This is a genomic window from Cryobacterium sp. BB307 (genome assembly GCF_012274275.1).
GTDB lineage: Bacteria > Actinomycetota > Actinomycetes > Actinomycetales > Microbacteriaceae > Terrimesophilobacter.
The window spans coordinates 447,517-470,727 of the sequence record NZ_JAANZA010000002.1 but is presented as its reverse complement, the minus strand read 5'-3'; the positions used below and the strand labels follow the sequence as shown (position 1 = coordinate 470,727).

Genomic DNA, 23,211 nt, shown 5'->3' with positions numbered 1-23,211 from the left:
GTGCCCCAACGTGCCCTAACGACCGGCCAATCGTGTCCTGTCGTGTCCATCTATGAGTCTACCGTGTGGGGGCGACAGCCCAGTAAAAACGGGGCATCAGCGGCAACTCAGCGGAAATCTCGGGGGAGTGTCCAGGGCGTAGAGAACTGGTTCGATCCCAGTATCGCCCACCAGAGCAAACCCCCGGGAAATCCGGGGGTTCTTGCGTTGAGCCAGCTTTCCCCGCCGAGACTGCAGAAACCGGCCGAATGGCCCGCGAAGGCGCCAGAATCTGCAGTCTCGGTGGGTGTCTAGAGTTCGCGGATCACCCTGGCCGGGTTGCCCACCGCGACGACGTTCGCCGGCAGGTCCTTGGTGACGACCGCTCCCGCCCCGACCACCGTGTTTTCACCGATCGTCACGCCGGGCAGCACAATCACGCCACCGCCCAGCCACACGTTGTCACCGATGACGATCGGCTCCGCCGCCTCCCACTTGTCGCGGCGCGATTCCGAGTCCAGCGGATGCGTCGGCGTGAGCAACTGCACATTCGGCCCGATCTGCACGTCGTCACCGATCGTGATCGGCGCGACGTCCAGGGCAACCAGCCCGAAGTTGGCGAACGTGCGCGAACCGATCCGGATGTTCGTGCCGTAGTCCACGTACAGCGGCGGACGGAGGACCGTGTCCTCACCGATCGCCCCGAGCAGCTGACCGAGCAACTCACGCCTCAGCGGTCCCTGCCTGCTTGTCGTCGCGTTGTACGCGGAAGCCAGATCATGCGCTGTGTCCGCCGCCTCCGCCATCTCGGGGTCGCCGGCGATGTACAGGTCGCCAGCAGCCATCCGCTCCATCATCGAACGGCCGTCGGACTGGTTCGGATCAGTCATGCATCCACGGTAATCCGCCGGAATGTGCTCAACCGAACCGGGTGACCAGCTCGTTCCGGATCGCCATCCCAGCCGCCGCCGCCGCGCTGTGGCTCGGATGGATGCCGTCGGCACTCGCGCCTTCGACCCAGCTGTTGTCGAGTGACCGCAAGGTGCGCCACGGGTCGATGTGAGTGATTCCGTGTGCGGTCGCATAAGCCGACAAGGCGTCGTTCCACACTCGAGCGCCGACCGGGTCGGAATCCAGCGGAGGAATCGCCGCGATCACGACCTCGTCAATCCCGATCATCTCGATCACCGCGGCGAGCCGAGCCAGACGATCCTCGACCGGCGTCGTGTGACGCACGTCGTTGGTGCCCGCCATGACCACGAGGACATCGGCATCCGTCGGCTTCACCGATGCGAGCATGAGCTCCAGCCGCGCCCCGGACAGCGCCCAGCCGCCACCGAGCTGAAGGTCGTCGCCCACCGCCGTGGTGATCCACGAGTTCAGCGGGTCTGAGTTGTACGGGGGATCCCACGCGGTGATGGAGTCCCCGACAGCCGCGAACGTCAGCGATCCATCGTCAGCGGTCGCAGCCGGATACGCGCAGCAGGCAAGGGCAGCGAGCGTTGCTGCGGCAAGGGTGAGCGCGACGGGTGATCTCATGGTTCTTGCGGAAGAGTACTGCCTCCGCGGCCGCGGCCCGGAATTGAATCAGAGCGAGTTCAGCGGCTCGATCAGCTGCGGACCCTCGCCGCGCAGCGGTGCGACCTCGTAGAAGTCGAGGGCATCGGCGACCGGTTGGGCCGCCTGCACTGCCGCGTCGAGGAACTTCTGGTCACCCTCCAGCTGGGGGTTCAGCCAGTCCGACCACCAGTCGCGCGGCAGGACCACAGGGTTCCGATTGTGGATCTCTGCGAGCTGCGGCGCAGCATCCATGGTCAAGATCGTCGCCGTCAAGACCCAGCGACTCTCGTCGTCATCAGCCTTGGAGTGATCACGCCACCACGAGTACAGGCCCGCGAACATCACCGGCTCGTCCTGGCCCGCGCGGATGAAGTAAGGCGTTTTCGTTGATCCGCGCGTCTGCCACTCGTAGTACCCAGTTGCCGGGATCAGCGCCCGCTTGGACTTCACCGACGGCGCGAAGGCGCTCTTGGTGGCCGCCTCCTCCGAGCGGGCGTTGAAGGTCGGGAACTTCAATTTGAGCTCTTTCGCCCATCCCGGAACGAGCGACCACCTGGCCGTTGAAGCGACGAGACCGTTCTTGGGGGAGTCGATCACCGTCATGATGGGGTCGGTCGGGCGGATGTCCCAGTTCGGCTGCCAGTCGCTGAGCCGCTTCACGCCGTAGAACTCCACGAACTCGGTGATCGAGTCGTTGGCCTTGTCATCAAGAGCGAACCTGCCGCACATACCAGCGATTGTTCCATGTGCCTCTGACAGGAGCGCGACCGAGGAATGCGATACCGTCTGAAACGCCACCAACCCGCGTGATCGGAGCCCGCATGCCGCTCGTCGACAACGCCATCTACCGCAACGGGGTACGCGTGCAGACGCCCGGCTCGCTTGAGGAGACCTACGAGCTCAATCGCGCAGAGAACGGGATGGCCTGGATCGGCCTCTACCGGCCGACGGATGCTGAGCTCAGTTCTGTGGCGGCGGAGTTCGGGCTTCATCACCTCGCGGTGGAGGACGCGAGAAAGGGACACCAGCGGGCCAAGCTTGAGCGCTACGACCAGACCCTCTTCGCAGTACTCCGGCCGGCACGCTACCTGGACGAGGAAGAGGCGGTGGAGTTTGGAGAGCTGCACGTGTTCGTCGGACCAGATTTCGTCGTGACCGTGCGACACTCGGAGACTCCGAACCTTGCGGATGTCCGCGTACGGCTCGAGCGGTCGCCGGAGCTCCTGGCACTCGGCCCGGAGGCAGTCCTCTATGCCATCGTCGACGAGGTCGTCGATGAGTACGAGCCGGTGGTTGCCGGACTCGAGGACGACATCGACGAGATCGAAGACCAGCTCTTCGGCGAGGCTGACGATGAGATCCTGGCGCGGCGAATCTACGCGCTCTCTCGCGAAGTGATCCGCTTCCAGCGGGCAGTGCATCCCCTCGTTGAGATGCTGGAAAGCCTGCTCCGTGGTGCGGACCGTTATGCGGTCGAGGTGGAGCTGCAGCGCTCCCTACGAGATGTGCTCGATCACGTTGTGCGAACCGTCGACCGGGTGGATTCCTATCGGGCGTTGCTCGACAATGCTCTCCAAGTGCAGTCAACGCTCGTCACCCGAGGGATGACGCGCACCAGCGTGGAGCAGAACGAGCAGGTCAAGCGCATCACCGCGTGGGCGGCCATCCTGTTCGCGCCGACGCTCATAGGAACCATCTACGGCATGAACTTCGAGCACATGCCAGAACTCGCGTGGTCGGTCGGCTATCCATTCGCTCTTGTGCTCATGGCGTTGCTGAGTGGAGGGCTGTACGCCGTGTTCAAGGCCAAGCGCTGGCTGTAGCTGCGACGCGGGTAAAAACTAGGGTGCGAACTAGGGGTGAAACACCCTCAAACTCGTTGCCCGAGCGCACCGGCATCTGACAGCATTCCCGGTTGGGTTGCGATCAGGCAAGGTTCCGTTTCGCGACACAGTGGAGCTTCGCGAAGCACAGTGAAGCGACGTTCCGACTCCCCATCACCCGCACCATCCCTGCATCCGTTCGTCCTGAACCAAGGAGATCCCTTTGTCACGAACTACCACGCCACGCCGCCACGCGTCGCGACTCATGCGCGCCACGGCCGTGGTCGCTGCAGCCGCCGTCATGCTGACCGGCTGCACGCTGTTCCCGGCCGATCCCGTCGCGCCGGTCGAGAACACCGACAACACGGTCGATTACCAGCGGACCGAGATCACGATCCCCATGCTCGCGGTCAGCGGCAGCACCGGTTCCATCTTCGAGCAGACGATCAGCGTCAAGCCGTCCGAGGATGGCAAGTTCTCCATCGACATCTCCGAGGACGAGGTCGGCGGCTTCGGCGACATGTTCCAGGGAGCAGCGTGGAGTTCTGTGATGGTGGCGACCCTCCTGACTGGTGCCGACATCACCAACAACTACCGTTTCGCCCTTCGGGGTCGTGGCGACGGACCTAGCGCCGGCGGCATCACCACCGCAGGCCTGCTGAGTCTCATCCTCGGCGACGAGTTCCTTCCCGACGTCGTCATGACCGGCACCATCACGCCGAGCGGCACCATCGGGCCAGTGGGCGGCGTTCCCGAGAAAGTTACCGGGGTCGTCGACGCTGATGGCGACTACACGAAGGTGCTCATTCCCGCGGGATCGCGCAACTCCATGAACACGCAAGGTCAGGTCGTCGACGTGGTCGAGTACGGCCGCAAGAACGGCCTTGAGGTCGTCGAGGTCGGTGACATCTTCGAGGCCTACTTCCACCTCACCGGTAAGGAGTTGCCCGCTCCGTCTGCGGCGCGTGGACTCAAGGTGACTGAGCCCGGCTACACACGCTTCAAGACCGCGACCGAGCGCCAGCTCAACGACTTCAACCGTGCGGATCTCGAATTCACCGCGCTTACCGACGGCATCCAGGAGGCGGCGTGGGAGAGCTACATCGAGGCGCTCATCATGGCCGACGAGGCGGACCGTCTGCTCAGCCAGGGCCTCCCCGGCGGAGCTTTCATCGAGGCGATGAACGCCAAGAGCCTCATGCAGGCGCTGGCGGGCGCTTACGGTATCGCTCAGGACGCCCTTATCAACGGTGGCGGGGTGCTGGACCGCGAGTTCAGCAGCATCGGCACCGTGGAACGCGTGTTCACCGGCTTCCTTGACAGACTCGACACCTTCAAGGTGAAGACGCTCTCGGACGCCGAGGCCATCACTACCGCATACGGTAATGCGTTCGACGCGTTCACGCTGTACCTCTTCGCGAGCTCCTCGATTGAAGAGATCTACGCGGCGCTCGACGCCGGCGCGTACGGGTCGATCGAGGAGGTCATCAACGACTCCCTCTACCCGCTGCTGCTGCTCGAACTGTCCGTCACGCAGGTCGAGGCGGCCGAAGCGATCTTCGAAGTGGGCCGCGATCTGGACAGCCCGGCCATCTCTGAGAACGCGAATGTCGCTGATATCGCATCGTTCTTCCGCCGGGCCGCGGACGCGAACCTGGAGGCCTTCACGACCACAGAGGTTGCGCCGCTTGCCGAGAACTACGGATACTCCGACCAGGTGATCAAGGACATCCTGAGCGAGCGTGACATCGCCGTGGCCCTGGCGTACACGGCATCCGACACGATCGGCATGATCACCAACTACCTCGGCAAGGAGAACCCCAACGCTGCCTACGCTGAGATGGGCTACGGATGGCGCAACTACGCCCGCAACGCAGGACTGATCGAGAAGTACGCGCAAGGGCAGATGGACGGCGACTTCAACATCGTCGGCGTTCGCTCGGACTCCTACCTCAGCAACGCGCTCGAGTTCTCGGCCGACCAGGTGTCGAGCTCGGTGAGCGTCCTGGAGGGCAAGGAGTACACGCCGGTGCTGATCGTCGGAGCCTTCGAATCGGCCGGCATCGACCGTGAGGGCGACCTCACGGACAAGTTCTTCGCGATCGAGTCGAATACCGGCTCGTTCGCGATGGCCCGCGTGCTCGCCTACCTCGGTGGCTTCCCGACGGAGGGCTACCGCCGCTAGATAACACGCCAGCGTGGGTCGCCTATTGCCAGGCGACCCACGCTGCGTTTAAGTGCTCACGGAACCGGGCCAGGTCCGCTATGACATCCGCCGCGGATTCCACACGCGGCGTGAGGCCAGCAGACTGGCCTGCGTAGACCGGAGCGACTGTGACGTCGCCGGATGCTCGCGCGGCGTTCATCCGGTCTGTCAGCTCATCTTCGGAGTCGACCCGCTGCTGCAGCTCGTCGATGCGGTCGACCCACTCTTCGGTGAAGGGGTTGCGGATGGCTCGCCCGCCGAACTCGGAGGGCCACGGGATGCGCTGGGCCACGTCGAAGGCGCGCGTATAGACGGTGTCGTCGACGGCGGCGGATGCGATGGCCTGCTTGAGCGAGTCCGCCGACAGCGACTCGGTGCAGGCGGCGAACCGGGTGCCGACCCAAGCCGCGGCAGCGCCCGCCGCGAGAACCGCCGCCACACCTCGGGCTGTTGCGATGCCGCCGGCCGCTATCACGGGCTTGTCGGTGCGATCGAGGACGAGTTGGAGCAGGGGGAGTGTCGCCACCTCGCCGCGGCCGTGCCCGCCGCCCTCGCTTCCGCGGCAGACGATCAGGTCGATGTCGGCCTCGATGGCGCGATCGACATCTTCTGCGTTGCCGACCTGCATGGCGGTGGTGACGCCGGCGTCTCTCGCAAGCTGGGCTGCCGGTCCTGGGTCGCCGAAGCTGATGCACAGCAGGTCCGGCTTGTGGTCGAGGACCATGCGCACGGGGTCGAGGCCGCCATCGAGAACCCAGGCCATCATGCCGGCTCCCCACGGGCGTCCGGATGCTGCCGCGAGCGGGACCTCGCGTGCGAGCCACTCCTCGGTGATGGCACCGGCGATGCCGATCATGCCGAAACCGCCCGCGGCGGAGACAGCGCCTGCCAGGCGCCCGCCTGCCGCGCCGGCCATCGGGGCATTAAGGATGGGTTGGGCGAGGTCGCGCAGAAGGGACATGTCCGCAGTCTAGGCACCGCCGTTTCGCCGGAGCCCTCGTTCGCTCGGCGGTCGAGCTTCCCTTTGGTGGTTGAGCTTCGTCCGGTGGTCGAGCTTGTCGAGACCTTCCCTGTTTGGGTCTTCGCGGGGCGTCGCGAAGCGCCCGTCTGTTCCTCCACACGTGAGCTTGAAAGTAGTTTCTAACAGATTCTCAGATCTGCTTGTGTAGCTGTGTTCGAGGCTGGGACAATGGATGCATGACCAGTTCCGCAGCTACGTTCAGCACCGCGCTCGAGGTGGCGCTGAAGGCGAACGCCCGCCTGGGTGCCGAAGCTGCCGGCGGTCGTGGACTCTCGGACTCTGCCTTGATGGCCGCGCAGCGGTCGTTGGCGGAGGCGAAGCGGAGTCTTGATGCTTGTGCGTCGGTGCTCGCCGGTGAGGTGGTGCGCCGGTCATCGGTTGAGGCCGGTTCGGCGGGCTGGCCCGGAAGGAGGGGTTCCGCACGCCGGAGGCGCTGATCCGCGGGGTGACCGGCTCCACCGCCCGCGAGGCGACCACGCTCGTGCGGGTCGGCACCATGATGAATGACGCCGACCTGCTGCAGAACGCCGAGACCGCGGGCATCGACGACCCGGCAGGGCTCGCCAGCATGATGACCGAGCCGTGGCTCGCACCCGTCGGGAAGGCCGTCGCGGCCGGAACCGTCTCGGTGGCAGGTGCGGAGGCGATCCGCACCGGGCTGGGCCGGCCGGGACCCGGTGTCACGACTGAAGACTTGACCGCCGCCGCGACCCGGCTGGTGACCGGCGTCGCCGAATCGGCGACCACGCCCGGTGGCGCGCTCGATGCCGAGCAGCTGCTGCGGCTGGCCCGGACGGCCCGGGATGACCTGGATGCGGCCGGGATCGTGGAGCGGGAGCGGCAGCGCCGGGCCTTGCGGTCGTTCCGCCGGTGGAAGCGGGATGACGGGATGACCCGGTACACCTGGGACCTCGACCCGGAGGGCGCCGCCCTGATCGATGACGTCTACGACAAGCTCACCTCACCACGCCGGGGCGGACCCCGCTTCACCACCGGTCCGGAGCGGGAGCGGGCGGAGGCGATCCTGGCCGACACCCGCACCACCGAGCAGCTGGCCTCGGACGGGATGCTGGAGCTGATCCAGCTGGCCCTCGACACCGACCCGCAGGGTGTGGTCGGCGTGAACCGGCCCGCGGTGCGGGTGCTGGTGGCCGCCACAGACTTGACCGACCGCGCCGGTCGGGGCTGGATCGAAGGCCAGGACTACCCGGTGTCGATCGCCACGGTGGAGCGCAACGCCTGCCTGAACGGGATCGAGCTGATCGTCTTCGACGACCGCCCCCTCCCGGTCAACCTCGGCCGGGAGCAGCGCTTCTTCAACCGGGCCCAACGCCGGCTGCTGGCCGCCCGCGACGGCGGCTGCGCCTGGCCCGACTGCGACCGACCCCCGGAATGGACCGAGGCCCACCACATCCGCTGGTGGGAACGCGACGGCGGGACAACCGACATCGACAACGGCATCCTGCTTTGCCGCCACCACCACCTGCTGCTGCATGACGAGGGCTGGGAGATCGAAACCCGCGACCACGACCCGCTAGCCCGCTTCTGGCTCATCCCACCCCGCGACATCGACCCCACCCAGACACCCAGGCCGATGCCATCCAAGTCACCGGCACTCGCCGACGCCCTCACCGCGGCCGAGCGACATCGGGCCACCTGAGGCACCGCGGGAGAACTCTGCCCAGCAACGGGTCTCGACAGACTCGACCACCGGAGCGCGGGTCTCGACAGGCTCGACCACCGGAGCGCGGGTCTCGAGAGGCACGACCACCGGGGGCTCGTCAACCGAGAGCTCGACCACCGATGGAGAAGCGGCTGTAGGCGGACGCCCCGGCCACTAAAGTTGATCCAATGAGCCACCAGACGGGATTCGACCTCTACAGTGACCGCAACATCGTCGCGATGCGCGTCAACGGCGAACTGAAAGACCTCGCCGCCACCGTCACTGACAGCGACACCGTCGAACCCGTCACCATTGACTCGCAGGATGGCCTCAACATCCTCCGCCACTCTGCGGCCCACGTCGTCGCCCAAGCGGTGCAGTCGATCAATCCGGAAGCGAAGCTCGGCATCGGCCCGCCCATCACCGACGGGTTCTACTACGACTTCGACGTCGAGGAACCATTCACGCCAGAAGACCTGAAGGCCATCCAGAAAGAGGTGGACCGCATCATCCGGTCCGGCCAACGCTTCCAGCGTCGGGTCGTCACCGAGGACGAAGCACGCACCGAGCTGGCAGGCGAGCCGTACAAGCTTGAACTCATCGGGCTCAAGGGCGGCTCGGCCGAAGCCGGTGACGCGGGGGAGAGCGTCGAAGTCGGCGGCGCAGAACTCACGATCTACGACAACGTCGACTCGAAGTCCGGCGAAACCGCCTGGAAGGACCTCTGCCGCGGACCCCACCTTCCGAACACTCGCATGATCGGCAACGGCTACGCCCTCACGCGTGTCGCCGCCGCCTACTGGCGCGGGTCCGAGAAGAACAAGCAGCTCCAGCGCATCTACGGCACTGCCTGGCCGAGCAAGGACGAGCTGCGCGAGTACCAGCAGCGACTCGAAGAGGCTGCCAAGCGCGACCACCGCAAACTCGGTGCAGAGCTCGACCTGTTCTCCTTCCCCGAGGAAATCGGCTCCGGACTGCCGGTGTTCCACCCCAAGGGCGGCATCATCCGCAAGGAGATGGAGGACTACTCCCGCCGCCGCCACGAGCAAGCCGGCTACGAGTTCGTCTACTCGCCGCACATCACCAAGTCGAACCTGTTCGAAGAATCCGGGCACCTCGACTGGTACGCCGACGGTATGTTCCCGCCGATGCACCTCGACGAGCTGCGCGGAGAGGACGGCGAGATCACCAGACAGGGCGCCGACTACTACCTCAAGCCGATGAACTGCCCATTCCACATCCTCATCTACCGGTCGCGTGGGCGCTCCTACCGCGACCTGCCGATGCGCGCGTTCGAGTTCGGCTCCGTCTACCGCTACGAGAAGAGCGGCGTCGTGCACGGCCTCACCCGCGTGCGCGGGATGACTCAGGATGACGCGCACATCTTCACCACGCGGGAGAACATGCGCGAAGAGCTGCGCATGCTCCTCGACTTCGTGCTTGACCTCCTCAAGGACTACGGCCTGAACGACTTCTACCTCGAACTGTCCACCAAGGACCCCGAGAAGTACGTCGGCGACGACGCGGTCTGGGACGAGGCCACCGCCACCCTGCGCGAGGTGGCGGAGGAATCCGGCCTCGAACTGGTACCCGATCCCGGCGGTGCCGCGTTCTACGGCCCGAAGATCTCCGTGCAAGCACGCGACGCGATCGGCCGCACCTGGCAGATGTCGACCATCCAGCTCGACTTCAACCTCCCAGAGCGTTTCGGCCTCGAGTACACGGCAGCGGATGGCACGCGCCAGCGCCCGGTGATGATCCACCGCGCTCTGTTCGGGTCCATCGAGCGCTTCTTCGGCGTGCTCACCGAGCACTACGCCGGAGCGTTCCCGGTCTGGCTCTCGCCCGTGCAGGTCGTCGGCATACCCGTCGCCGAGGAGTACGAGGAGTACCTCGGCTCGGTCATCGAGCAGCTGAAGAACGCCGGTGTGCGTGCAGAACTCGACGACTCCAACGACCGGATGCCGAAGAAGATCCGCACCCACACCAAGCAGAAGGTGCCATACCAGCTCATCGCAGGCGAGGAGGACCGGGCCAACGGCGCAGTCAGCTTCCGTTACCGCGACGGCACCCAGGACAACGGCGTGCCCGTCGCCGAGGCGATCCAGCGCATCCTGAGAGCAATCGAGACGAAAGCCCAGGTCTGATGGACAGCGGGCGCAGTTACTCGCCGGAGGAGTTCCACGGCGCGGAGTTCGCGAGCGATTTCGCCGGAGTTCCGGATGCCTTCCAGCGGCTGTGGACACCGCACCGGCTGGTCTACATCCAGGACGGCCAGCAGCCGGCCAAGGACGAGTGCCCGTTCTGCCGCGCACCCGGTCTCGAAGACGAGCAAGCTCTCATCGTGGCGCGCGGCAAGCACGCGTACGCCCTGCTGAACTTGTACCCGTACAACTCCGGGCACCTGCTGGTGTGCCCGTACCGGCACATCGCAACGTACGACGAAGCGAGCCCGGAAGAGGTCGCCGAGATCGGCAGCCTCACCCAGACCGCGATGCGCGTGCTCAAGAAGGTCGCCCACTGCGACGGCTTCAACCTCGGCATGAATCAGGGTCGCATCGCCGGCGCGGGCATCGCAGAGCACCTGCACCAGCACATCGTTCCGCGCTGGGCGCTCGACTCCAACTTCTTCCCGATCGTCGCCGGCACGAAGGCCGTTCCGCGGCTGCTCGGCGAGGTTCGCGACGAGATCGCCGCGGGCTGGCCGACCGGTGATGACTGAGCGTTACGCCGCGTGCTTCTGCCGTCCTCCGCGGCGGTAGAATGACCTAATGACCATCACCAACGACTCCAACACCGAACTGGGCACGAGCCGCGTCAAGCGCGGCCTGGCAGAGATGCTCAAGGGCGGTGTGATCATGGACGTCGTCACGGCGGATCAGGCGAAGATCGCCGAAGACGCCGGCGCAGTCGCTGTCATGGCGCTCGAGCGCGTGCCCGCCGACATCCGCGCGCAGGGCGGCGTCGCCCGCATGAGCGACCCCGACCTCATTGACGCGATCGTGAGCTCCGTCTCCATCCCGGTCATGGCGAAGGCCCGCATCGGCCACTTCGTCGAGGCGCAGGTGCTGCAGGCGCTCAAGGTCGACTACATCGACGAGTCCGAGGTGCTGAGCCCCGCCGACTACGTCAACCACATCGACAAGTGGCAGTTCAACGTTCCGTTCGTGTGTGGCGCGACCAACCTGGGTGAGGCCCTGCGCCGTATCACCGAGGGTGCTGCGATGATCCGCTCCAAGGGTGAAGCTGGCACCGGTGACGTCTCCGAGGCGACCAAGCACATCCGCACCATCACCGGCCAGATCAACGAGCTCAAGTCGAAGACGAAGGACGAGTTGTACGTCGCCGCAAAGGAACTGCAGGCGCCGTACGAGCTCGTCGCCGAGGTCGCAGCGACCGGAAAGCTTCCCGTCGTGCTGTTCACCGCCGGTGGCGTCGCAACGCCAGCCGACGCGGCGCTCATGATGCAGCTCGGCGCCGACGGTGTCTTCGTCGGATCGGGCATCTTCAAGTCGGGCAACCCCGAGCGTCGGGCAGCAGCGATCGTCAAGGCGACAACGTTCTACGACGACGCCGAGGTCATCGCGGATGTCTCGCGCGGGCTGGGTGAGGCCATGGTCGGCATCAATGTCGCCGACCTCGCTGCACCGCACCGCCTCGCCGAACGTGGCTGGTAGCGACACGCTGACAGTCGGAGTGCTCGCCCTCCAGGGCGACTTCCGCGAGCATCTCGCGGTGCTCAGGGGCTTCGGCGCCGACGCGGTGCCTGTGCGCCGCCCGGAGGAGCTCGACAGCATCGACGGGATCGTCATCCCCGGTGGTGAGTCCACCGTCATCGACAAGCTGTCGCGCATCTTCGGCCTCGCCGAGCCGCTCAAGCGCGCGCTGGCCGAGGGGCTGCCCGCGTACGGCACGTGCGCGGGGCTGATCATGCTGTCCGCACGCATCGTCGACGGCATCGAGGGCCAGGAGAGCCTCGGTGCACTCGACATCGATGTGCGCCGCAACGCGTTCGGGTCCCAGACCGACTCGTTCGAGGTCGACCTCAAGGTCCCGGCGATCGGAGAACCGCCGCTGCACGCGGTGTTCATCCGCGCCCCAGTGGTCGAACGGGTCGGCGACGAGGTCAAGACCCTCGCGACATTGAGAGACGGACGAGTCGTCGCGGTCGAGCAGGGGAATCTGCTCGGCACGTCCTTCCATCCGGAGATGACGGATGACCACCGCTTCCACCGCTATTTCCTGGACAAGGTGCGCGCGGCTCGCTGACGCGGCGCCCTAACCGGCTGCCAGACACCGCTGGCGTAGAATTACGGGCGGTAAACGCGCACCCGGGGCAGAGCCAAGCGGTGCGTCGACGAAAGGGACGTTAGTGGCCGGTCACTCCAAATGGGCAACGACGAAGCACAAGAAGGCCGTCATCGACGCGCGCCGCGCGAAGTCCTTCGCGAAGCTCATCAAGAACATCGAGGTCGCAGCCAAGATCGGCGGTGCTGACCTCTCCGGCAACCCGACCCTCGTCGACGCCGTGCAGAAGGCGAAGAAGACGTCGGTTCCCAACGACAACATCGATCGCGCGATCAAGCGCGGCGCCGGCCTCACCGGCGAGACGATCGACTACCAGACGATCATGTACGAGGGCTACGCCGCCGGCGGCGTCGCCCTGCTGATCGAGTGCCTCACCGACAACCGCAACCGCGCAGCAGCCGAGGTCCGCACCGCGATGACCCGCAACGGCGGCACCATGGCCGACCCAGGCAGCGTCGCCTACAACTTCAACCGTAAGGGGGTCGTGTCGATCGAGAAGACCGACGGGGTCTCCGAGGACGACATCCTGCTCGCAGTGCTGGACGCCGGGGCAGAGGAAGTCATCGACCGTGGCGCTGGCTTCGAGGTCGTGACGGAGCCGACCGACCTGGTCGCGGCTCGCACCGCGCTGCAGGAGGCGGGCATCGACTACGACTCTGCTGAGGCCGAGTTCGTGCCGAACCTCAGCGTCGAGGTGGACGTCGAGACCGCGCGCAAGGTGTTCAAGCTCATCGACGCGCTCGAGGATCTCGACGACGTGCAGAACGTCTACGGGAACTTCGACGTCCCGGCCGAGGTGCAAGCCCAGCTCGACGAAGAGGAGTAGACCCTCGTGCGGGTGCTCGGCATCGACCCCGGCCTCACCCGCTGCGGCGTCGGGGTCGTCGATGTCACGCCCGACCGACGCGCCACCCTGGTGTTCGTCGACGTCATCCGCACAGGCGCGGGGGAGGCGCTCGAGAAGCGGCTCCTCACGATCGGGAACCAGATCGCCTCGATGCTCGACGAGTGGCATCCGGATGCCGTTGCCATCGAACGCGTGTTCGCGCAGCAGAACCTGCGCACCGTGATGGGCGTCGCGCAGGCCAGCGGTGTCGCCCTGCATGCGTCCGCCGCGCGCGGTCTCGACGTCGGCTTCCATACGCCGACCGAGGTCAAGGCGGCCCTCACCGGCTACGGCGGCGCCGAGAAGAAGCAGCTGGCGACGATGGTGGCGAAGGTGCTGCGTCTCGCGGAGGCGCCCAAGCCGGCCGACGCATCGGACGCGCTCGCCCTGGCCATCTGTCACGCCTGGAAACGCGGCGCGAGCGTCGCAACGGATCGAGGGACACTCACTCCCGCGCAGCAGGCGTGGCACGCCGCCGAGCGCTCCGCGGCGAGGTCGGGGGCCCACCGTAGGCTGGCTCCATGATCGCTTCCGTCCGCGGCTCCGTGCTCGTAACTGCTGGTTCGAGTGTCGTCGTCGAGGTCGGGGGAGTCGGGTTGCGGGTCGCTGTCACACCGGACACCGCGCTGTCGCTGCGGGTCGGCTCGGAGGCGAGCCTGCACACCGCCCTCATCGTGCGTGAGGACGAACTCGCCCTCTACGGGTTCGCCGACGCTGAGGAGCGGGAGCTGTTCGACCTGCTGCGCGGCGTGAGCGGAGTCGGCCCCAAGTCGGCGATGGGTGTGCTCGGCGCGCTCCGGCCGGCGGAGATCGCCGCCGCGGTCGCGAACGAGGACGACGCAGCGTTCCGCAAGGTCTCCGGCATCGGCCCGAAGACCGCGAAGCTCATCGTCGTCTCCCTCGCGGGCAAGCTCACCGCCGTCCGCATGCAGGACGCTCCGGCGTCAAGGGCCCCCGCGCACGTCGGCGACAGCGTCATCGCTGCCCTTGCCGGCCTCGGCTGGTCGGAGAAGATCGCGGCGCAGGCCGTCGACGACGCCGTCGCCGCGGCATCCGACGATGAGAAGTCGAACGTGCAGGCGCTGCTGCGCATCGCCCTCGCGAACCTCGGACCCAGCCAGCTCAGCTCCATGGGTGGCCGTTCATGACGGGCGACGCCGCCGGCGACCTCGGCATCGTCCGGTCGACACCGGAATCGGATGCCGAGCTCGCCTTCGAGGGCGCGCTTCGTCCGAAGACGCTCGCTGAGTTCGTCGGGCAGGCCAAGGTGCGCGCACAGCTGCAGCTGCTGCTCGACGCAGCGCGGATTCAGAACCGCACACCAGACCACATCCTGCTCGCCGGCCCGCCCGGCCTCGGCAAGACGACGCTCGCCATGATCGTCGCGGAGGAGAGCGGTCGGCCGCTGCGCATGTCCAGCGGCCCAGCGATCCAGCACGCGGGCGACCTGGCAGCGTTACTGTCGTCGCTCGTGCCGGGGGAGATCCTGTTCATCGACGAGATCCACCGCATGGCACGGTCGGCGGAGGAGATGCTGTACCTCGCGATGGAGGACTTCCGCATCGACATCATGGTCGGCAAGGGCGCAGGCGCCACGTCGATCCCACTCGACCTGGCACCGTTCACGCTGGTCGGCGCGACCACGCGATCCGGTCTGCTGCCGAACCCGTTGCGCGACCGCTTCGGGTTCACCGCCCACCTCGAGTTCTACGACGAGGGTGAGCTCGAGCAGGTGCTCATCCGTGCGGCGGCGCTCCTCGAGCTCAATGTCGAACGCGATGCCCTCGCCGAGATCGCAGGCCGTTCCCGTGGGACCCCGCGAATCGCCAACCGTCTGCTTCGACGTGTGCGGGACTACATCCTGGTGCACCACGTCGACGGTCTGCACGCGGTGCAGTCGGCGCTCGAGCTGTACGACGTCGACGGGCTCGGCTTGGACCGGCTCGACCGGGCGGTGCTCGACATCATCCTGACCCGCTTCGACGGCGGTCCGGTGGGCCTTGGCACACTCGCGGTATCGGTCGGTGAGGAAGCCGAGACGATCGAATCGGTCGTCGAGCCGTTCCTGGTTCGGGTCGGCATGCTGACCCGCACTCCGCGTGGCCGGGTCGCCACGCGCGCCGCCTTCGAGCACCTCGGGATCCAGCGGCGCTCAGACGCCCTGTTCGGCGATGACCTATGATGCTTAACTGGCTCTCCACAGCCTGATCGCACGCGATCAGTGGCTCAGTCGCACGGCTGAACGCCGACACGAGCCGCAACCACAGTCCCCTTCGGAAGGCCAAGTCCCACATGGACCTCACATTCGTCATCATCCTTGTCGCCCTCGCGGCGTTGCTCTTCTTCCAGTTCCGTTCTGGCAAGAAGCGGCAGCGTGAGGCGGAGGAGCGTCGCACCCAGATGGTGCCCGGCACCGAGGTGATGACCAACTTCGGCCTGTACGGCACCATCACCGCGATCGACGAAGACGACAACATCGCCACCCTCGAGGTCGCCCCCGGTGTCGAGCTCCGCGTGCACCGTCAGGTGCTCCTTAAGCCCGCCGACGAGGCCGTCGCCGCCACCGACGATGAGACCGCCGACGCAATCGAGGACAGCACAACCGACGTTGCAACGGACGACGGCACCACCGGAGATGACAAGAAGGCCCTCTAGTAGGCGCTAACCTGAAACCTGCTCCACGCGAAGACGCGTGGACCGCGGGCCGTTGTCCGCACAATAACTCCTGATCTGACCCTAGAAAGCTGAGCGTACGTGGCCGCAAGATCGACACCGGTGAAGAGGGCATGGCGCACTCTCACCTGGCTCCTGGTGATCGTGCTCGGACTGGTGGCGCTCAACGGCGCGGCGGTCATCTGGGGTGGCGGGTCGTGGAGCCCGAAGCTCGCGCTCGACCTCGAGGGCGGAACCCAGATCATCTTGGCGCCGCAACTGGAGAGCGGCCAGGCCGTCACTCAGGAACAGCTCGACCAGGCCGTGTCGATCATCCGTCAGCGTGTCGACGCATCCGGTGTCGCTGAGGCCGAGATCAGCACGCAGAGCGGGCAGAACGTCATCGTCTCGATCCCCGGCGTTCCGGATGACGAGACCATGGAGCGCCTCGAGGCTTCGGCCAAGCTCGAGTTCCGCCCAGTGCTCGTCGCGGACGTCTCCGCGACGTCGGCGGTTGGGGAGGACGGCGAGCCGAGCCCGTCACCGTCGCCTTCTGCACCGGCGGAAGAGCCTGCGGCCGAGCCGAGCGTCACGCCGACCGATGCCAGCGACCTGAACTGGATCACCCCTGCTCTGCAGGAGGAGTTCACGAACTTCACCTGCGACACGATCGACGAGGCCGCGATGGCGATCGCGCCGGCCGACAAGCCGCTCATCACCTGTGACGACACGCTGCAGTTCAAGTACATCCTCGGCCCGGTCGAGGTCTCAGGTGAGCGCATCGCCGACGCACAGGCCGCGCTGGTCGCCAACAGCCAGGGCGTCAGCACCGGCCAGTGGGGCGTCAACATCGTCTTCGACGGTGAGGGCACTAAGGAGTTCGGCGACGTCACCAAGCGGCTGTTCCAGCTGCCGGGCTCGCAGAACCAGTTCGCGGTCGTGCTTGACGGCAAGGTCATCACGGCCCCGACCACCAACGCGGTCATCACCGATGGCAAGCCGCAGATCACCGGATCCTTCACTCAGGAGACGGCGAAGACCCTCGCGGACCAGCTGAAGTTCGGTGCGCTGCCGATCGGCTTCGTGGTGCAGAGCCAGGACACCATCTCGGCGACTCTCGGTGAGAGTCAGCTGGCCAGCGGCCTGCTCGCGGGCCTGATCGGCCTCATCCTGGTCGTGATCTACTCGCTCATCCAGTACCGGACGCTGGGCTTCGTGACCGTCGTGTCGCTCATGGTCGCGGCGATCATCACCTACCTGCTGGTCACCATCCTGTCCTGGCGTGAGGGCTACCGACTTTCGCTCGCGGGCGTCGCCGGCCTCATCGTCGCGGTCGGTATCACCGCAGACTCGTTCATCGTCTACTTCGAGCGCATCCGCGACGAACTGCGCGACGGGCGCGCCCTCGTCTCGGCAGTCGAGGCGGGCTGGAAGCGTGCTCTGCGCACGATCTTCGCGTCCGACACGGTCAACTTCCTCGCGGCTGCCGTGCTGTTCCTGCTGGCCGTCGGGAACGTCCGCGGATTCGCCTTCACGCTCGGGCTCACAACCCTGGTCGACCTCCTCGTCGTGTCGATGTTCACCCACCCGGTCATGCAACTGCTCGCGCAAACCAAGTTCTTCGGAGAGGGTCACCGCTTCAGTGGGCTCGACCCGCGTGCGCTCGGCGCCGTCTACCGCGGGCGGGCGCAGTTCCGCGACCCGGTCGCCGTGCCGGCCAGCAAGCGCGCGTCGAGCAGCCGTGAGGCCGCGAAGCGCCAGACCATCGCCGAGCGCAAGGCCGCCGAGAAGGTCAGCTCCGTCAGCACCGGCTCCACCAGCACCAGTGCCAAGAACTCCACTGCCAAGAAGAACGCGGGGAAGGATTCCTGATGGCCAGCTTCTCCCAGTTCGGCAACGACCTCTACACGGGCAAGCGCTCGTTCGACTTCATCGGCAAGCGCCGGATCTGGTACTCGATCGCCATCTCCCTGGTCATCCTGTTCGTCGGCGTCACGATGATGCGCGGCGGTTTCCAGTTCGGGATCGAGTTCCGCGGCGGTTCGCAGTTCGAGGTCGCCGACGTCGCGAATCCGGATGACGCCCTCGCTTCGGATGTCGTCGCATCCGTCGTCGACAGCGCGAACGCGAAGGTCACGATCGTCGGCGGCGACTCTGTCCGGGTGCAGACCGACCAGCTGACGAACCGCGAGAGCGATGACGTGCGCGATGCACTCGCCGAGGCCTACGGCGTCGGTGTTTCGGATGTCACAGCATCGTTCATCGGCCCGGTCTGGGGTCAGGACATCACCAACTCGTCCATCCGGGCGCTGTTGGTGTTCCTCGGTCTCGCCGCTGTGGTGATGGCGCTCTACTTCCGCACCTGGAAGATGTCGCTCGCCGCAATGATCGCACTGCTGCACGACCTGGTGATCACCGCCGGGATCTACGGCGTCCTCGCGTTCGAGGTGACCCCGGCAGCGATGATCGGCTTCCTGACCATCCTCGGCTACTCGCTGTACGACACTGTCGTGGTGTTCGACAAGATTCGCGAGAACACCACAGAGGACACCGGGGTGCGAACCTTCTCGGAGTCGGTGAACCTTGCGGTGAACCAGACGCTGGTGAGGTCGATCAACACTTCGGTCGTCGCGCTGCTGCCGGTCGGCTCGATCCTGTTCATCGGATCGGTGCTGCTCGGCGCCGGCACGCTGCGAGACATCGCCCTCGCCTTGTTCATCGGCATGCTCGTCGGCACCTATTCGACGATCTTCATCGCCGCGCCGCTGTACGCGCACCTGCGACAGAACGAGCCGGAGCTGAAGAAGCAGGAGCAGCGGCTGACCGAGAACCGCAAGGCGAGCATCGCCTAGCCGGTAGCGAACAGCCGCGGAATCTCAGGGCCCCGGTGTTAGTTTTGCCAGTGGAGGAGGCGCGATGACCGATACACGATCGGGCTCTGCGCAGGGCCCCACGGCACCTGTCGCATTGCGGCGCGCCCTCTTCCCGCGCATCTTCTCCAAGGGCCAGCCGGCGGGCACGGTCGGGGCGCTCATCAAGACCGTCCGCACCCACCACCCCAAGGCGGAAACCGGCATCATCGAGCGCGCCTATGTTGCCGCGGAACGGGCCCACGAAGGCCAGTTGCGCAAGAGCGGCGAGCCGTACATCACGCATCCGCTCGCGGTCGCGACGATTCTCGCCGACCTCGGCATCGGTCCGGTGACGATCGCCGCCGCGCTGCTGCACGACACGGTGGAGGACACCGACTACACACTCGAGAGCCTGCGCGACGACTTCGGCGACGAGGTTGCGATGCTCGTCGACGGCGTCACCAAGCTGGACAAGCTCAAGTACGGCGACAGCGCCCAGGCCGAGACCGTCCGGAAGATGGTCGTCGCGATGTCGAAGGACATCCGGGTGCTCGTCATCAAGCTCGCCGACCGGCTGCACAACGCCCGCACCTGGGGGTTCGTGGATGGCGACTCCGCCCGCCGCAAGGCGCAGGAGACGCTCGACATCTACGCCCCGCTCGCGCACCGGCTGGGTATCCAGACGATCAAGCTGGAGCTGGAAGACCTGTCGTTCGCGGTGCTGTACCCGAAGATCTATGTTGAGATCGAGTCGCTTGTCAAGCAGCGCAACCCCGAGCGCGCGGGCTTCATCCAGGAGGTCATCGATGCGGTGACGGAGGACCTCAAGGCGTCGAAGATCCGCGGTCGGATCATGGGCCGGCCCAAGCAGTACTACTCGATCTACCAGAAGATGGTGCAGCGCGGACGCGAGTTCGACGACATCTACGACCTCGTCGGTGTGCGCGTGCTGGTGAACTCTGTCCGTGACTGCTACGCGGTGCTCGGGGCGATCCACGCGCGCTGGAACCCGCTGCCCGGCCGGTTCAAGGACTACATCGCCACCCCGAAGTTCAACCTGTACCAGTCGCTGCACACCACCGTCATCGGCCCGCACGGCCGGTCGGTGGAGCTGCAGATCCGCACCGAGGAGATGCACCAGCGCGCCGAGTACGGTGTCGCCGCGCACTGGAAGTACAAGGAGCGGATGGCCGGCAAGCTGCCGGAGAAGACCTTCGCTGGCAGCACCGAGATGGCGTGGCTCGCCCACATCTCCGACTGGCAGGCGGAGACCAGCGACCCGAATGAGTTCCTCGAGTCGCTGCGCTTCGAGATCGGCGCCAAAGAGGTGTACGTGTTCACCCCGCAGGGCAAGGTCATCGGCCTCCCGGCGGGCGCGACCCCGGTGGACTTCGCCTACGCGGTGCACACCGAGGTCGGCCACCGCACGATGGGTGCGAAGGTCAACGGCCGGCTCGTGCCGCTGGACACCCCGCTCACGAGTGGTGAGGTCGTCGAGGTCCTGACGTCGAAGAATCCGGATGCCGGGCCGAGTCAGGACTGGCTGGCGTTCGTCAAGAGCACGAGGGCCCGCAACAAGATCAAGCAGTGGTTCACCAAGGAACGCCGCGAAGAGGCCATCGAGCAGGGCAAGGACGCGATCGCCAGGGCGATGCGCAAGCAGAACCTGCCACTGCAGAAGCTCATGAGCCAGGACTCGTTCAACGAGGTCGCCGCGCAGCTGCGCTACGAGGACGTCTCCGGGCTGTACGCGGCCGTCGGCGAGGGACATGTCTCCACCCAGTCGGTGATCGAGAAGGTGCTCGCGCTCGTCGCCACCGAGCCCGACGATGTTCCAGAGCTGCCGTTCCGTCCCGGCCGTGCCACGCCGCTGCGCAACAGCAACTCCGGTGTGCTCGTGCGCGGCGCGCCCGACATCCTGGTGAAGCTCGCCAAGTGCTGCACGCCGGTCCCGGGCGACGAGATCGTCGGCTTCGTGACGCGTGGCGCAGGGGTGTCGGTTCATCAGCGCAAGTGCGTCAACGTCAAGGCGCTGCTCGCGGAGCCCGACCGGATGATCGAGGTCGAGTGGGCGCCGACGAGCTCGAGTGTCTTCCTGGTGCAGATCCAGGTCGAGGCCCTCGACCGCGCCGGCCTGCTGTCGGATGTGACCCGAGTGCTCTCCGAACACCACGTCAACATCCTGTCGGCGACCGTCGCGACCTCGAGTGACCGGCTGGCGCTCAGCCGGTTCCTATTCGAGATGGGTGACACCACCCACCTGGAGAAGGTGCTGAACGCGGTGCGCCGCATCGACCAGGTCTATGACGTGTACCGGGTGAACGCAAACTAGCGATTCTTAGGTCCCGAGGGCGAATGCCAGCCGGCGCAGCGCGAGGCGCTTGTTCGGGAGGTTCCGGCGAGCGAGCGCAACCTGACGGATGTGCGCACGGTCGAGACCGCCGATGTCGGCCAGCGCCGACACCATGGCTGCCGCGCGCTCATCGAACGGCTCGCTGAACCGCACCAGATCGAGGATGGTGCGGAGCTCGGTGGTGACCCGGACGCCGCCGAGTTCTGTGCAGTCGGCCGGCCCGATGACGACTTCACGCACGGCCACCCTGGCCGGGTACGCCGGACGAGAGCGCGCTGAGAGGGGAGCGCAGAACTGATGACGCTCCGGCACCGTCGCGCTCGCACCGAGAATCCATGCCGCTGTCGCCCGTTCTGCGATCAGCCGACCCCCCGCCAGGCGGGCGACCGAGAGCGCCCGCAGCAGGGCCGTTTCTGCCTGGTCGACCGGAGCGAATCCCTCGCCGATCCCGAACAGCTCGCCATCGAGGCGGGCCGCGCACAGTTCCGCCATCGGCAAGTCGTCGTCATCGAGCAGCGACGCGAGCCGGCTGGGGGAGAGGACCGCAGTCATCCCTCTATGGTCGCCGAGCGCGCTGTGGGACGTGCATCACGCGTCTGCCAACTGTGCACAACCGCGGCAGTCGGGCCGGCGGCGACGCGGGTCAGCCGATCGCGCCGAGCCAGAGCTTGCGTGCGGCGAGTGCTTCCTCGGCCTCGGCAATGCGCTTGGCGTCGCCGGCCGTCTTCGCGTCGGCGAGTTCCTTCTCGAGCTTCTCGATAGCATCCTGAAGCTGCCCGGCGAGACCCTCCGCGCGCGCCTTGCGCTCGGGGTTGTTCTTCTGCCAGTGCTCCTCGTCAAGCTTGCGCACCGCCGCCTCGACCTTGCGCAGCCGATCCTCGACCACGCGAACCTGGTCGCGGGGTACCTTGCCGATCTCGTCCCAGCGACGCTGGATCGCGAGCAGCTTCTCTCGCGCAACGTCGCGGTCGGTCTCCTTCAGCAGCGGCTCGGCCTCATTCAGGAGCTCGAGCTTCTGCTCCAGGTTGCCGCGGAACTCCTCGTCGTCCTTGGCGTCGAGCTCTGCCTTCGCAGCGTAGATCGCGTCGCCTGCGGCCTTGAACCGCGCCCACAGGGCGTCATCGACCTTCTTGCCCGCACGTCCGGCGCGCTTCCAGTCGTCCAGGAGCGCCCGGTAGGCCGGGATGCCGTCAGCACCCTGCGGCACAAGCGCCTCCGCCTTCTCTGCGAGCTCCTGCTTGCGGCCGCGCGCATCCTTGTGCGCCGCGTCCAGCTCGGCGAAGAACGCCCTGCGGTGCGTCTCGATCGTCAGGCGCGCTGCACGGAACCGCTTCCACAGCTCGTCGCGCTCCGCCTTCGGCAACCTCGGACCGTTCTGCTGCTGCTCCTGCCACCGAGCGAACAGGGCGTCCAGTGCGGCGCTCACCTGCTTCCACTGCGCCTTCGCCGGGTCGGCTGCGGCGAGCGCCTCTGCCTCCTCGACGACGGCGGTGCGCTCTGCGATCGCCTGCTGCAGTGCGGCCTTCGATTCCTCGGCCTGCTGGGCGGTCAGCTCGCCGACAGCGCCCTTCAGCGTGTCGAGGCGCGCCTCGAGCGAGGCGAGGTCACCGACGGCGTTCGCCTCCGAAACCGCTCGGCGCAGGGTCTCGACCGTCTTGGCAACGTCGGACGCGGATGCGCCGCGACGAACCCGCTGCTCGAGCAGCCGGACCTGGCCCTCCAACTCGGTGAACTTGCGCTCGAAGTAGGCGAGCGCCTCCTGCGGGCTGCCATCCGGGAACGCTCCGACAACGCGCTCGGCGTCGGCGGTGCGCACGTAGACCGTGCCCGTCTCGTCGACACGCCCCCACTGCGACTGATTGTCTTCGGCCAACTGCCTCACCTTGCTGTTTGGATCAGGAATGCTCT

22 protein-coding genes are annotated in these 23,211 nt (G+C 66.6%); 16 read left to right on the top strand and 6 right to left on the bottom strand.

Annotated elements, in window-relative coordinates; genetic code table 11:
* Window positions 1-290: 290 nt before the first annotated feature.
* The 3 genes from HGK58_RS09555 to HGK58_RS09545 are packed head-to-tail and all read right to left on the bottom strand — an operon-like array spanning window position 291 to window position 2,268.
* On the bottom strand, window positions 291-869 hold the full coding sequence (locus tag HGK58_RS09555; protein WP_168627352.1) for a sugar O-acetyltransferase: 579 nt from the start codon (window positions 867-869) through the stop codon (window positions 291-293).
* Between the two features lie 28 nt (window positions 870-897).
* A complete protein-coding gene (locus HGK58_RS09550; RefSeq protein WP_168627351.1) occupies window positions 898-1,518 on the bottom strand; it encodes an SGNH/GDSL hydrolase family protein in 621 nt (206 codons plus the stop codon).
* A gap of 48 nt (window positions 1,519-1,566) precedes the next feature.
* Window positions 1,567-2,268 carry an SOS response-associated peptidase gene (locus HGK58_RS09545; RefSeq protein WP_168627350.1) on the bottom strand — a complete coding sequence of 234 codons (702 nt, stop codon included), beginning with the start codon at window positions 2,266-2,268 and terminating at the stop codon, window positions 1,567-1,569.
* 92 nt (window positions 2,269-2,360) lie between these two features.
* Here HGK58_RS09545 and corA point away from each other — a divergent pair, with 92 nt between their 5' ends.
* Entirely contained in the window at window positions 2,361-3,362 is a 1,002-nt protein-coding gene (gene corA / locus HGK58_RS09540; RefSeq protein WP_168627349.1) for a magnesium/cobalt transporter CorA, read from the top strand.
* Window positions 3,363-3,585: 223 nt separating this feature from the next.
* A complete protein-coding gene (locus tag HGK58_RS09535) occupies window positions 3,586-5,547 on the top strand; it encodes a S16 family serine protease (RefSeq protein ID WP_168627348.1) in 1,962 nt (653 codons plus the stop codon).
* Window positions 5,548-5,569: 22 nt separating this feature from the next.
* Here the strand turns inward: HGK58_RS09535 and HGK58_RS09530 are convergent, their stop codons facing one another.
* A complete protein-coding gene (locus HGK58_RS09530; protein ID WP_168627347.1) occupies window positions 5,570-6,529 on the bottom strand; it encodes a nitronate monooxygenase in 960 nt (319 codons plus the stop codon).
* 236 nt (window positions 6,530-6,765) lie between these two features.
* Here HGK58_RS09530 and HGK58_RS09525 point away from each other — a divergent pair, with 236 nt between their 5' ends.
* The 14 genes from HGK58_RS09525 to HGK58_RS09460 all read left to right on the top strand — a co-directional run bounded on the left by HGK58_RS09525 (window position 6,766) and on the right by HGK58_RS09460 (window position 21,282).
* Entirely contained in the window at window positions 6,766-7,026 is a 261-nt protein-coding gene (locus HGK58_RS09525; RefSeq protein WP_168627346.1) for a hypothetical protein, read from the top strand.
* An 8-nt stretch (window positions 7,027-7,034) separates the two neighbouring features.
* Window positions 7,035-8,249, top strand: coding sequence for an HNH endonuclease signature motif containing protein (locus HGK58_RS09520; protein ID WP_168627345.1), 1,215 nt, complete (start codon window positions 7,035-7,037; stop codon window positions 8,247-8,249).
* A gap of 191 nt (window positions 8,250-8,440) precedes the next feature.
* A complete protein-coding gene (thrS, locus tag HGK58_RS09515) occupies window positions 8,441-10,399 on the top strand; it encodes a threonine--tRNA ligase (protein ID WP_168627343.1) in 1,959 nt (652 codons plus the stop codon).
* Window positions 10,399-10,974: an HIT domain-containing protein gene (locus tag HGK58_RS09510; protein ID WP_168627342.1), complete on the top strand. Its 576-nt coding sequence runs from the start codon at window positions 10,399-10,401 to the stop codon at window positions 10,972-10,974. The genes thrS and HGK58_RS09510 overlap by 1 nt, the downstream gene beginning before the upstream one ends.
* 49 nt (window positions 10,975-11,023) lie before the next feature.
* A complete protein-coding gene (gene pdxS / locus HGK58_RS09505; RefSeq protein WP_168627341.1) occupies window positions 11,024-11,929 on the top strand; it encodes a pyridoxal 5'-phosphate synthase lyase subunit PdxS in 906 nt (301 codons plus the stop codon).
* Window positions 11,919-12,521, top strand: coding sequence for a pyridoxal 5'-phosphate synthase glutaminase subunit PdxT (gene pdxT, locus HGK58_RS09500; protein WP_349236192.1), 603 nt, complete (start codon window positions 11,919-11,921; stop codon window positions 12,519-12,521). Before pdxS ends, pdxT begins: the two co-directional genes overlap by 11 nt.
* 103 nt (window positions 12,522-12,624) lie before the next feature.
* Window positions 12,625-13,386, top strand: coding sequence for a YebC/PmpR family DNA-binding transcriptional regulator (locus tag HGK58_RS09495; protein WP_168627338.1), 762 nt, complete (start codon window positions 12,625-12,627; stop codon window positions 13,384-13,386).
* 6 nt (window positions 13,387-13,392) lie between these two features.
* A complete protein-coding gene (gene ruvC, locus HGK58_RS09490; RefSeq protein ID WP_349236191.1) occupies window positions 13,393-13,971 on the top strand; it encodes a crossover junction endodeoxyribonuclease RuvC in 579 nt (192 codons plus the stop codon).
* Entirely contained in the window at window positions 13,968-14,594 is a 627-nt protein-coding gene (ruvA, locus tag HGK58_RS09485; RefSeq protein ID WP_168627336.1) for a Holliday junction branch migration protein RuvA, read from the top strand. Before ruvC ends, ruvA begins: the two co-directional genes overlap by 4 nt.
* Complete coding sequence (gene ruvB, locus HGK58_RS09480) at window positions 14,591-15,628, top strand: Holliday junction branch migration DNA helicase RuvB (RefSeq protein WP_168627334.1); 1,038 nt, start codon at window positions 14,591-14,593, stop codon at window positions 15,626-15,628. Before ruvA ends, ruvB begins: the two co-directional genes overlap by 4 nt.
* Window positions 15,629-15,738: 110 nt before the next feature.
* Entirely contained in the window at window positions 15,739-16,101 is a 363-nt protein-coding gene (gene yajC, locus HGK58_RS09475; RefSeq protein ID WP_168627333.1) for a preprotein translocase subunit YajC, read from the top strand.
* Window positions 16,102-16,200: 99 nt separating this feature from the next.
* On the top strand, window positions 16,201-17,970 hold the full coding sequence (secD, locus tag HGK58_RS09470; protein ID WP_168627332.1) for a protein translocase subunit SecD: 1,770 nt from the start codon (window positions 16,201-16,203) through the stop codon (window positions 17,968-17,970).
* Window positions 17,970-18,950, top strand: coding sequence for a protein translocase subunit SecF (secF, locus tag HGK58_RS09465; RefSeq protein WP_168627331.1), 981 nt, complete (start codon window positions 17,970-17,972; stop codon window positions 18,948-18,950). Before secD ends, secF begins: the two co-directional genes overlap by 1 nt.
* Window positions 18,951-19,014: 64 nt before the next feature.
* On the top strand, window positions 19,015-21,282 hold the full coding sequence (locus tag HGK58_RS09460; protein ID WP_168627330.1) for a bifunctional (p)ppGpp synthetase/guanosine-3',5'-bis(diphosphate) 3'-pyrophosphohydrolase: 2,268 nt from the start codon (window positions 19,015-19,017) through the stop codon (window positions 21,280-21,282).
* A 6-nt stretch (window positions 21,283-21,288) separates the two neighbouring features.
* Here the strand turns inward: HGK58_RS09460 and HGK58_RS09455 are convergent, their stop codons facing one another.
* Together HGK58_RS09455 and HGK58_RS09450 are read right to left on the bottom strand one after the other, a co-directional pair.
* Window positions 21,289-21,855, bottom strand: coding sequence for a type IV toxin-antitoxin system AbiEi family antitoxin (locus HGK58_RS09455; protein WP_168627329.1), 567 nt, complete (start codon window positions 21,853-21,855; stop codon window positions 21,289-21,291).
* Window positions 21,856-21,946: 91 nt separating this feature from the next.
* Window positions 21,947-23,176 carry a DUF349 domain-containing protein gene (locus HGK58_RS09450; RefSeq protein ID WP_168627328.1) on the bottom strand — a complete coding sequence of 410 codons (1,230 nt, stop codon included), beginning with the start codon at window positions 23,174-23,176 and terminating at the stop codon, window positions 21,947-21,949.
* Window positions 23,177-23,211: the final 35 nt, after the last annotated feature.